This is a genomic window from Acinetobacter piscicola (assembly GCF_015218165.1).
In the GTDB taxonomy this organism is placed as follows: Bacteria; Pseudomonadota; Gammaproteobacteria; order Pseudomonadales; family Moraxellaceae; genus Acinetobacter; species Acinetobacter piscicola_A.
Genome location: NZ_CP048659.1, coordinates 649012 through 661132 on the forward strand (window position 1 = coordinate 649012; position 12121 = coordinate 661132).

General features: G+C 38.9%; 10 protein-coding genes. 5 read left to right on the forward strand and 5 right to left on the reverse strand.

Features of this window, described 5'->3' with window-relative positions; genetic code table 11:
• Position 1 precedes the first annotated feature (1 nt).
• The 5 genes from G0028_RS03180 to G0028_RS03200 all read right to left on the reverse strand — a co-directional run bounded on the left by G0028_RS03180 (position 2) and on the right by G0028_RS03200 (position 6403).
• Positions 2-1315 (reverse strand): MacA family efflux pump subunit, encoded by a 1314-nt coding sequence (locus G0028_RS03180; RefSeq protein WP_180045218.1) that lies wholly within the window; start codon positions 1313-1315, stop codon positions 2-4.
• 98 nt (positions 1316-1413) lie between these two features.
• Complete coding sequence (gene holA, locus G0028_RS03185; protein WP_180045219.1) at positions 1414-2406, reverse strand: DNA polymerase III subunit delta; 993 nt, start codon at positions 2404-2406, stop codon at positions 1414-1416.
• A 12-nt stretch (positions 2407-2418) separates the two neighbouring features.
• A complete protein-coding gene (gene lptE / locus G0028_RS03190) occupies positions 2419-2958 on the reverse strand; it encodes an LPS assembly lipoprotein LptE (protein WP_130074090.1) in 540 nt (179 codons plus the stop codon).
• A gap of 241 nt (positions 2959-3199) precedes the next feature.
• The gene (gene leuS, locus G0028_RS03195; RefSeq protein ID WP_180045220.1) at positions 3200-5824 is read right to left on the reverse strand and encodes a leucine--tRNA ligase; all 2625 of its coding nucleotides are present in this window, start codon (positions 5822-5824) and stop codon (positions 3200-3202) included.
• A 231-nt stretch (positions 5825-6055) separates the two neighbouring features.
• The gene (locus G0028_RS03200; protein WP_227554765.1) at positions 6056-6403 is read right to left on the reverse strand and encodes a DUF4124 domain-containing protein; all 348 of its coding nucleotides are present in this window, start codon (positions 6401-6403) and stop codon (positions 6056-6058) included.
• A gap of 563 nt (positions 6404-6966) precedes the next feature.
• On the opposite strand from G0028_RS03200, the gene G0028_RS03205 reads away from it, so the two are divergent.
• The 5 genes from G0028_RS03205 to G0028_RS03225 all read left to right on the forward strand — a co-directional run bounded on the left by G0028_RS03205 (position 6967) and on the right by G0028_RS03225 (position 12064).
• Complete coding sequence (locus G0028_RS03205) at positions 6967-8694, forward strand: acetolactate synthase 3 large subunit (RefSeq protein WP_180045221.1); 1728 nt, start codon at positions 6967-6969, stop codon at positions 8692-8694.
• On the forward strand, positions 8691-9182 hold the full coding sequence (gene ilvN / locus G0028_RS03210) for an acetolactate synthase small subunit (protein ID WP_130074093.1): 492 nt from the start codon (positions 8691-8693) through the stop codon (positions 9180-9182). Before G0028_RS03205 ends, ilvN begins: the two co-directional genes overlap by 4 nt.
• A gap of 113 nt (positions 9183-9295) precedes the next feature.
• Complete coding sequence (gene ilvC / locus G0028_RS03215; RefSeq protein ID WP_130074094.1) at positions 9296-10312, forward strand: ketol-acid reductoisomerase; 1017 nt, start codon at positions 9296-9298, stop codon at positions 10310-10312.
• A 434-nt stretch (positions 10313-10746) separates the two neighbouring features.
• Entirely contained in the window at positions 10747-11556 is an 810-nt protein-coding gene (locus tag G0028_RS03220) for an XAC2610-related protein (RefSeq protein WP_130074095.1), read from the forward strand.
• A 130-nt stretch (positions 11557-11686) separates the two neighbouring features.
• Positions 11687-12064: a hypothetical protein gene (locus G0028_RS03225; RefSeq protein ID WP_180045222.1), complete on the forward strand. Its 378-nt coding sequence runs from the start codon at positions 11687-11689 to the stop codon at positions 12062-12064.
• Positions 12065-12121 lie beyond the last annotated feature (57 nt).

Sequence of the window (12121 nt, forward strand, 5' to 3'; positions counted from 1 at the left end):
ATTAAAATCTCATTCCGCCTCGATTGCTACGTTTTGCTGAATCATTACTGGTGTCAGAACCATCTGCAATGACCACTTGATCACCTTGTTTAAGACCACGCATAATTTCAGCAGTGACACGATTGTTTAAACCAACCAAAACTTGTTGACGTTTGGCTGTACCATCTGCTTGCACGACACGAACTATCGACACAGATGCTTTGCCCTGATCGATTAAAGCTTTTTCCTCCGCAGTGAGTTCTAAGCGTTGTGGACGGTCTGTTTTGTCTTTCTGAGTTGTTTCTGGTTTTTTATCGGCATTATTGCGGTTAGCACGTTGTGGACGGTTTGAACTTTGCAATGCAGCAGCAGGAACAGTCAGTACATTTTTTGCTTCAGCAAGGATGATATACACTTGTGCCGTCATATCAATCCGCAGTTTGCCATCATCATTTGGGACATCAAACAAAGCATTATAATAAACAGCATTACTTGAAGATGATGAACTGTTATTTGATGTTTCAGTATTGATCGACTCAGGTGCAGGTTCTACTTGACGTAAAGTTGCGTAACGTTTTTTCTCACTATCACCCAAAGTTGTAAAATAAACTTTTTGACCTTCTTCTACTTTCATCACGTCAGCTTCAGAAATTTGCGCTTTGATGGTCATAGTATTGAGTTGAGCAAGTTTTACAATCGTTGGTGCACTTTGATTCGCATTTACGGTTTGACCTTCTTCCGTGACGATTGCTACGACTGTACCATTCATTGGTGCTAGGATTTGGGTATAACCTAAATCTTCTTTTGCTGTTGCAAGTGTTAAGCGTGATTGTTCAATTTGTGCATTCATTGCAGTAATATCTGCTTGTGCAGTTTTAAATGCAGCAAGTGCACTTTCATATTCAGCTTTTGATGTTGCATCCTGTGCATACATATTTTTTTGACGATTATATTCAGCTTCAACTTTTGCTAAAGTCGCTTGTTTGGTTGCCAACTGTGCTTGTTGATTTTTAATATTGGCTTCTGCCGTTTTTAAATCATTGGTCTGGCGTACTGAGTCAATTTGTGCAATCAATTGACCTTGTTTGACTTGGTCACCAAGTTGAACATACATTTTTTTGACCTGACCTGAAACCTGTGCGCCGACACTGACCATTTTTGTGGCTTCAAGACCTCCTGTGGCAAGGACAGCATTTTCAATATCTCCACGTACTACTTCTGAGGTGATGAACTGCGGTTTTTCATCTTTTGGCTTCAACATAAACCATGAAATTGCAGCAATAATGGCAATACAGACCACAATTACAATGATTTTGGACGGTTTTATTTTTGGCATGATGGTCGCAGGTAAACTAAGATAATTGGTTAAATTATAAGATGTAAATAAGGATAAACAGTGAATTTTTTCACAAAGCTAAATGATAATTATTTTCTTTAGTGGTTGGTGAATAAGCTTTTTCCACACAGTAGAGCAATCGCTTGCTGGATTAAATGTTCAGGATTTTCCTGACTTAAACCTTTAATTGAGGCATCAATGCTGAGTAATAACGCGGGCCATAATAAAAAGGTTTGTGGATTTAAACGGCGTAATGTTTGCTGATAAGTGGCAATTTTAGTTTTCCAAATGCCAAGCTGTAAAGCATTTTGCGGCTGTTCATACAATTGCATCAACAGGCGCATTTCTTTACTAATCGTCCATAACAATAGACTAGGTGCTTCACCTGATTCAAATAAATAATTTAAAATTTTGATGCTTTGAGCAAAATCTCCTGCCAAAAATGCATCGCTTAAGTCAAAACTGTTATAACGTGATTGATCCTGTAAACATTCATATAGATGTTCAATCTTGATCTGTTTTTGTTCAGGAAATGTATCGGCAACACGCATTAAGCTATTTTTTGCAGCCAATAAATTATGCTCATGATGCTGTTCAAGCCATAGCCAAGCATCTTGATCCAATTGAATACCCAATTGATCAGCTTCAATGGTTAAAATTCGTTGACGATCTTTGGGGGAATTGGCACTAAGCTGTACCATAACCCCATTGGCTTCAACGGTTTGAAAGAAACTAGACTTTAAACTATTTGTATCTTGTTTTGGCATTACAATGAGCAATAAATTATGCTCATTGTGTTGAAGATAATGTTTAAGTTGTTTGAGTCCATTGGCATCAGGCTTAATATTGCCATGCACTTCCACAGCCAAATGCTGAGAAAACAATGACAAACTATCTAATGCATTAAATACGTGTTTCCAATCACTGACGCTCGTTAAATCATAACGTTGACGTTCAATGTCGTGCGTACTCCAACTTTTACGAAAAGCATCGAGTAGATTTTGTTCTAATAACGGTTCTTGACCGTACATAATCCAAGCCCCACGAGCTTCATCAACACGTTTTAAGGCTTGGAGATAGTCAAGTTTCATAATTAAATCAGATTACTGTGCAGTTTGTGGTGCTGGGTTCAATAAATGTTGCGCTTTAGGTAAACGATTTGCTGAGATTTGACGACTAATTTGTTGTGCAATATCATCAATAATAACTTGTTTTAAATACTTTTCTTGTTGATCATCGGTATTGACCGTCGCAACGTCATATTGGTAACTACGTGATGCAGTCAAGGTACGTGGCTCAGTAATCGCATGACCTTGTTGATCTTCAATTTGAAAAGTCACACTGAGACGTAATAGGGTTTCAATCAATTGACCATTGAGTTCATGACGAATCGGTTTGTAATCTAACACACGTAATACATAGGCATCACTGCTATTGCCGAGTTGTACGCCTGATGCTGTCAAATAAACACTCAGTTTACTTTCTAGATCGTCTGTATTTTTAGGAAGTTGTAGATTAAGTTTGGTATAAACCAAAGGGGTTACATATTGGTTTGTGCCTTTTAAATGGAAATCACAACCCACTAAGCCTGCACTGAAACCCAAAGTTAATACAACTGCGGCAACACGTTGAACCAAATGCATGTGGTGTCCTCTGATTTTTCCAAAATGGAAAATAATTTAAAGATCTTGGGATGGATTGTAAAGTCAAAGCCCGTTGAATGACAACGGGCTTTGTTAGGGTTTTGTTTTTAGCCTTAAATTCCCTCTCTTTTTAGGAGATGAGAAACACTGTTTCGCAAGGGGAGAGGTAATTTATTTAAGAACCCTCATCCCCTTGCGGAATATATTCCTCATCCCAGAGGGAGAAAGGGTTGTAAGGATTTTAAACCACCAAATTCACTAATTTATTTGGTACAACGATTTCTTTCTTGGTTGGACCTGTCAAAAATTGTTGCACTTCAGGTAAAGCTTTCGCTTGTGCCAAGATGTCATCTTTAGACGCATCTACAGACACTTCTAACTTACCACGAAGCTTACCATTGACTTGAACCACGATTGTTTGCGTATTACGCGTGAGTGCAGACTCATCGACAGCAGGGAATAATACTGTAGTTAAATCAATATCAAATTGCGCTAATAAAGTCTGACTTAAATGCGGTGCAAATGGTGCAAGTAAAGTCAGCAATGTGATGATCGATTCACGAGCAACCGCGATATCATTGTCATCTTTTGCATCAAACTTGTTATTGGCATTTAACAATTCCATTAACGCAGCAATTGCAGTGTTAAAGGCATGACGGCGTTCAATGTCATCACCGACTTTCTGAATCGTTTCATGCGTTTTACGGCGTAAATCTTGCGCATCTTGAGATAGTTTTGCAGTATCAATAGCAGATGCATTGTTGCCTTTTTCAAGGAAGCCTGTGGTTAAACGCCATACACGTTTTAAGAAACGGTTTGAACCTTCAACACCTGCATCTGACCATTCAAGTGATTGATCAGGTGGAGCAGCAAACATCATGAAGACACGAGCAGTATCTGCGCCGTATTGGTCAATAATGGCTTGCGGGTCGATACCGTTATTTTTCGATTTCGACATTTTTTCTTGACCGCCAACCACAACTTCTTGACCATCACCTTTATATTTTGCAGAAAGAACACGACCTTTTTCGTCTTTTTCTAACTCAATATCAGCAGGGTTGAACCAAGTTTTCTTACCAGATTCAGCTTCACGATAGAAAGTATCAGCAAGGACCATGCCTTGTGTTAAAAGGTTAGTGAATGGTTCGTTGCCTTGAACTACCCCTTCATCACGCATCAATTTATGGAAGAAACGTGCATAAAGTAAGTGAAGGATCGCGTGCTCTACACCACCGATGTACTGGTTCACTGGTAACCAAGATTGTGCAGCTTCAGGTTTCACCATACCACCCGTGAAATCAGGAGACGCATAACGTGCATAATACCAAGACGACTCTACGAAAGTATCCAAAGTATCGGTTTCGCGACGTGCGTCGCCACCACAACATGGACATTTGGTTTCATAGAATTCAGGCATTTTATTCAGTGGGTTACCTGAGCCATCAGGAACAACATCCGTTGGTAATACCACAGGCAGTTGTTCTTCAGGCACTGGTACTTGACCACACTTGTCACAGTTGATCATTGGAATTGGACAACCCCAATAACGCTGACGAGATACACCCCAGTCACGTAAACGGAATTGAACTTTAGAATTTGCAAGTTGTTGTGGTTCTAATTTTGCAAGGAATGCATCAAAAGCCGCTTGGAAATCTAAACCGTCAAATTCAGCTGAATTGACCAATTTACCTTCTTTAGAACCGTACCATTCTTGCCATTCAGTTGCAGAGTAATCTGCATCATCAGCACCTTTGGCATCAATCACTTGTTTGATTGGCAAGTTGTATTTATTGGCAAATTCAAAATCACGTTCATCATGTGCAGGAACCGCCATCACAGCACCTGAACCATATGACATCAACACATAGTTCGCGATCCAAACTGGCACTTCTTCACCAGTCACAGGATGCTTAACAGAAAGACCTGTTGCCATACCTTTCTTTTCAGCAGTTGCAAGATCCGCTTCTGCGACTGAACCCATACGGCATTCTTCAATAAATGCTGCAAGTTCGGGGTTACTTTCAGCTGCTTTTAATGCCATAGGGTGTTCTGCTGCTACTGCAACATAAGTCACACCCATTAAGGTATCAGCACGCGTGGTATATACCGTTAAACCATCAGCATAAACGTCTGTATTCGCTGAAGGGAAGGTAATTTCCATCCCTTGTGAACGTCCAATCCAATTGCGTTGCATGGTCAAGACTTGTTGTGGCCAACCATTTTTTAAAGTGTCTAAATCGTCTAATAATTCTTGTGCATAGTCGGTAATACGGAAGTAGTACATTGGAATATCACGTTTTTCAACCAATGCACCTGAGCGCCAACCGCGACCATTTTCCACTTGCTCATTGGCAAGAACAGTTTGGTCTACAGGATCCCAGTTTACGGTAGAAAGTTTACGGTAAATCAGACCTTTTTTATAAAGCTGAACAAATAACCATTGTTCCCAGTGATAGTACTCAGGGGTACAGGTGGCAAATTCACGATCCCAGTCAACTGAAAGACCTAATTTTTTTAATTGGTCACGCATATAAGCGATATTTTCAAATGTCCATTTTGCAGGCGCCACTTGGTGAGCAATCGCAGCATTTTCAGCAGGAAGACCAAAGGCATCCCACCCCATAGGTTGTAGGACAGTTTCACCTTTAAGACGGTGAAAACGGCTGATCACGTCACCAATGGTATAGTTACGCACATGACCCATATGCAGTTTACCGCTTGGGTAAGGGAACATCGAGAGGATATAACGACGTGGACCTTCTACAGTGTCGGCAACTTTAAATGCTTTGCGAGTTTCCCAGTCTTGTTGGACGTTAGGTTCAATTGCACTCGCTTGATATTCAGGGTCAATGTGAGGATTAGTCATAGTAAATAAACGTATTTAATAAGAACAAAGTTAAAATGTGTCACACAGCATAGCTTAAAACCTAAAAAAATGTCAGATTTTCGCACGCAATTTATGTAAAAGGTTGCTATTTAACGCAATGTGTCGATGTGAGTTAAATTTTAAAGAACTCAATCTCTCAATCTAAAATGACCATAAAAAAGCCTTTCATTTTGAAAGGCTTTTGCTATTTTGTTTCATAGCATTTTTTAATTATTGCGGTGCGCGCTCTAACAGACCTTTTTGTAGTGCAGCATTTGCCTCACTTTGTTGGTCTGTATGCGGGACATCATTTGTAGGTGCTGCTGTCGTTGTATTTGTAGGTGCTGTATTTGCAGGTGCAGCAGCGCTTGCTGAACTTGAAACATTGTGCCCGTAGGTTGTTACCGTGGTTTTGTGCTTTGCATTACGTGGCGGAGGGGTTTCTGAATAATGGGTCGACCCATTTTGATCGACCCATTTATAATACTCTTTGGCAAAACTTGGAGCAGTCACGCCAAGTGTTAAGAGTAATCCTATCCCTGAAATCAAAGCCATTTTTAATTTTTTTAGATGATACATACCTAAACCTTATTACTGAACTTATCAATATTTTAAGTATGCGGTGTTGCAAAGCGACTTAAAATAAAGAAATTGTTATTGTGATTTTGCGTGCTGTTATTTTAAACAAAATTTTAAAAGAATGCAGATTTTTATCATAAATTTATTAAGTTATAACTATTTGAAAATTTAGTTATAACTAAGTTAAAAAAAAGGAATAGTTTAAAAAAAATGCGTATGGGAAATAATCAATAAAAAAGCGAATAGAAACCTTGACTTTGCTTGCTAAAACAACAAAAATGCTGAAACAGTTTTATATGCTTTTATTCGATCACCCTTCGAATAAAAATATCAAAGCAAGCAATAACGTTTTCTCTAAGCCGAGAAGTCGAACCTAACCGAAAGATGTTTATCCCAACATTTTTTAGTGATTTATACAGCCCAAACGGCTGTGTGATGATTTAATTTTTTATTGCTGCAAAAACTATTAAATATGTGTGTTATAACAGAGCACACAAATCAATGAATGAAAACACAAACTATGTCTCCCATAGTGTTGTGGAAAAAAGATTAGGGTGAATACGTTGGAACTTTTATCTGGTGGTGAAATGCTTGTTCGTGCATTGGCGGACGAAGGCGTTGAACATGTTTTTGGGTACCCAGGCGGCGCAGTTTTGCATATTTATGATGCGCTATTTCAACAAGAGAAAATCAATCATTACCTCGTGCGTCATGAACAAGCAGCAGGTCACATGGCTGATGCTTACTCACGCGTGACAGGTAAGACAGGTGTTGTACTTGTAACATCTGGTCCAGGTGCGACCAATACCGTAACGCCAATTGCGACCGCTTATATGGACTCAATCCCTATGGTGATTTTGTCTGGTCAGGTTGCAAGCCATTTAATCGGTGAGGATGCGTTCCAAGAAACGGATATGGTCGGTATTTCTCGTCCAATCGTGAAGCATAGTTTCCAAGTGCGTCATGCAAGCGAAATTCCTGCAATTATTAAAAAAGCATTTTATATTGCTTCAAGTGGTCGTCCAGGCCCAGTTGTTGTTGACATTCCAAAAGATGCAACAAATCCTGCTGAAAAATTTGCATACGAATATCCTGAAAAGGTGAAAATGCGTTCGTATCAACCGCCGCATCGTGGTCATTCTGGTCAGATTCGTAAAGCAATTGATGAGCTGGTTAATGCAAAACGTCCTGTCATTTATACAGGTGGTGGTGTGGTTCAAGGCAATGCTTCTGCGTTATTAACGGAGCTTGCACATTTATTGGGCTATCCTGTAACTAATACCTTAATGGGCTTAGGTGCTTTCCCTGGTAATGATCCACAATTTGTGGGGATGTTGGGGATGCATGGTACGTATGAAGCCAATATGACCATGGCAAATGCAGATTTAATTTTAGCCATTGGCGCACGTTTTGATGACCGTGTAACCAATAATCCAGCTAAATTCTGTCCAAATGCTAAAGTCATTCATATTGATATTGACCCTGCAACCATTTCTAAAACCATTATGGCGCATATCCCGATTGTGGGTGCAGTTGAGCCTGTATTACAAGAAATGTTGGTTCAATTGAAACAAATGAATGTTTCAAAACCAAATCCAGAAGCAATTGCAGCTTGGTGGGATCAAATCAATGAATGGCGCAAAGTTCATGGTTTGAAATATGAAGCAGGTCAAGATGGTGTAATGAAACCACAACAAGTGGTTCAAGCACTCGATAAAGTGACCAACAGCCAAGCGATTATTACCTCTGATGTAGGTCAGCATCAAATGTTTGGTGCACTGTACTACACCTATATTCGTCCACGTCAATGGATTAACTCGGGTGGCTTAGGAACAATGGGTGTAGGCTTACCATATGCAATGGCTGCTAAGCTTGCATTCCCAGATCAACAAGTGGTGTGTATTACAGGTGAAGCATCGATTCAGATGTGTATCCAAGAGCTTTCAACATGTAAGCAATATGGCTTAAATGTGAAAATTCTGTGTTTGAATAACCGTGCTTTAGGGATGGTTAAGCAATGGCAGGACATGAACTACGAAGGTCGTCATTCAAGTTCTTATGTTGAGTCATTACCAGACTTCGCTAAATTGATGGAAGCTTATGGCCATGTCGGGATTCAAATTGACCATGCGGACGAGCTTGAATCTAAACTTGCTGAAGCAATGGCAATTAATGATAAATGCGTATTTATTAATGTCATGGTTGATCGTTCAGAGCATGTTTATCCGATGCTGATCGCGGGTCAATCAATGAAAGATATGTGGTTGTCTAAAGGGGAGCGTACGCAATGAGACATATAATTTCTGTACTCATGGAAAACGAAGCTGGTGCGCTTTCTCGTTTGGTGGGTTTATTTAGTCAACGTGGCTACAACATTGAAACATTAAATGTTGCGCCCACAGAAGATCCAACTTTGTCACGTTTGACATTAACCACGTATGGTGATGAGCACAAAATTGAGCAAATTACCAAGCAACTAAACAAATTGGTTGAAGTAGTAAAAGTGGTTGATTTATCAGAGGGTGCACATATTGAGCGTGAATTGATGCTCATTAAGGTTAAGGCTTTAGGTTCAGCACGTGCTGAAATTAAACGTACAGCCGATATTTTCCGTGCACAAATTGTCGATGTAACACCAACGACTTATACCATTCAGATTGCAGGTACAACTGAAAAAATTGATGGTTTTATTGACGCACTTGCTGAAAATACCATTCTTGAAGTTGTACGTTCGGGCGTGTCAGGCGTGGCACGCGGCGAAAAAGTTTTAACTATTTAATTTATTCACCTATACTCCTCTCCTAGAAAAAAGGAGAGGCTTAGTTGACCAGTACACAATAAAGCCGTACCAACTAAGTTAAAGGAAACAAAAGCATTTAAGCGGAGACAGCAATGCAAATTTTTTATGATAAAGACTGTGACTTATCTATCATCCAAGGCAAAAAAGTAGCAATCATTGGTTATGGTTCACAAGGCCATGCGCATGCGCTTAACCTTAAAGATTCAGGCGTTGACGTAACTGTAGGTCTACGCGCTGGTTCTACTTCTTGGAAAAAAGCTGAAAATGCTGGTCTTAAAGTTTCAGAAGTTCCTGCTGCTGTAGCTCAAGCTGACTTAGTTATGATCTTGACGCCTGATGAGTTCCAATCACAACTTTACCGTGACGTAATTGAGCCAAACATCAAGCAAGGTGCAACGCTAGCATTTGCTCATGGTTTCTCTGTTCTTTATAACCAAGTTGTTCCACGTGCTGACCTTGACGTAATCATGGTTGCTCCAAAAGCGCCTGGTCATACTGTACGTTCAGAATTCCAACGTGGTTCAGGTGTACCTGATCTTATCGCTGTTCACCAAGATGCTTCTGGTAATGCACGTAACGTTGCGCTTTCTTACGCTTCAGGTGTTGGAGGTGGTCGTACTGGTATTATCGAAACTTCATTCCGCGAAGAAACTGAAACTGACTTATTCGGTGAGCAAGCAGTTCTTTGTGGTGGTGCTGTTGAATTGGTTAAAATGGGCTTCGAAACTTTGGTTGAAGCGGGTTATGCACCAGAAATGGCTTACTTCGAATGTTTACACGAACTTAAATTGATCGTTGACTTGATGTTCGAAGGCGGTATCGCGGACATGAACTACTCAGTATCGAACAATGCTGAATATGGCGAATACGTAACTGGTACTGAAGTGATCAACGAACAGTCTCGTGAAGCAATGCGTAATGCACTTAAACGTATTCAATCTGGTGAATACGCGAAGATGTTCATCCAAGAAGGTGCGTTGAACTATCCTTCTATGACAGCTCGTCGTCGTCAAAACGCGGCGCATGGTATCGAAGTAACTGGTAACAAGTTACGTGCGATGATGCCTTGGATTCAAGCAAACAAAATCGTAGATAAAGAGAAAAACTAATTTCTTGAATCGATTGATTTGATTGCGAAAACCCACTCAACTTGAGTGGGTTTTTTAATAGATCAAAATTAAAGTTACGTGCCTCAAAATATAGCAAAGCAATGCTTTACTATATTTTTCGTGCCTTGGATTCAAGCGAACAAAATCGTTGATAAAGAAAAGAACTAAGTTCTAATTTTTGAGTCAAAAAAGCCCTTGTTAAAACAAGGGCTTTTTTATGTTCTAAAGAAATGAGTATTCACTACATGCTTTAAAACATAACAAAGCAGTACTTTGCTAGTCCTCGTTCATACTTTGAATTCAAGTAAATAGAATTGTTGATAAAAGAAAAACTAAGTTTAAGTTTTTAACTTTATAAAAGCCGACTCTATTGAGTGGGCTTTTTTTTGTGATAAATTACGCATTATTTTGCTGTTTTTAAATGTGGTGAAATTATGAAATTTAAAATTTTATTGGGCATGGTTGCTATAACATTTTCAAATTTAAATCATGCTGAAACTGTAATAAATTCAAAAGAGTTTAAACCGCTGAACGAAGTTCGTGTTTCTATGCAACGGATGTTGCGTTCTACCGAAGGACGTTATTTTTTAAGTCTGTATGCGGGTATTTGGAATCCACATGCGGTACTGACGGATTTAGTAGAAAATAAAAATATTGCATTTAAAGGCTTACAAAAAGCAGATCAACTCACGCTAAAGTCAGTAAATTCTGAAACTGATGCAATTGAAAATGGTGCTTATCAGTTGACGGGAACGTTAAATGCAAATACGGGTTATTTCAAAACTTTACTCTCAGCAGGCGGTGATACTTTTGGTAAAAATATTCAGTTTGAACCAGCTGTGAAAGTGAGCAACAAGCCTTCATTTGTATTTAAATTTTATAGTGGTGATCAAACGACAACCTATGGTGCGCCTTTACAGCGTGTAGATGTGGTTAATAAAAGTAATAATCAGACGATTCAGTCCTTGACGGGGTTTGTTGCCTATCCAAAAAGTATAGGTTATATGGATATTAACTTTGATGGTTATTATGATGTCATTTTATCTGATATTTCACAGTCTTATTCTGTAGAAGATAAGCGTTATATTTATTGGATGTATAATCCAAAAACAGGACAATTTCAGCGTTCGCCACAACTTGATAAAATCATCGGTTTCCCAAATTTACATGGTGAAAAACAGCAAATTGATTTTGGAGGTGGTCGAGTATATCAAGTGAAAAATGGCTTATTAAATCGAATTTAGCTTTTAATTTTCGATAATATGCGTAACCCCTAGGAGATACTTTATGGTCTAGGGGGCACATGCACAGAGCTCAAGGGATGTAATGAGCATATTTGTTGGTGATTTAAGGCTAAATTTAGGTTAAATTTTTATGCTAAAACAGGTTGTGAAAATATTTTTAGTCTTGATGGTGGGAGGTGTTCATGCACAAGTCATAGATTATGACCTATTGAAAGAACAAGCCGTTGAATATGAAAATAGTTTAACTGAACAAGAAAAATCACAATTAAATCGCTCTTATGCAGAGCCGCTTTCAGTTTCTATTGGTTTTTGTGCACAGTTTTATCAGGGTACATCTTTTGAAATTGTGTCTAGGGTGAGTGAGAGGGGAGTATTGTTAGAAAACTGGACAAATACAATAGGTCCTTTTGCTGAGTGTGTGCGAAGTATGTTTAATCATCAATATATTTATTCCGTTCGTAATGAAGCATTTTATGCATTTTTAGAATTCAATTTAACAAAACAATAATGCTGTAAGCAAAACGTCATTGCATCATCATCGAAATGTAAAAAAGAAAATTTAAAC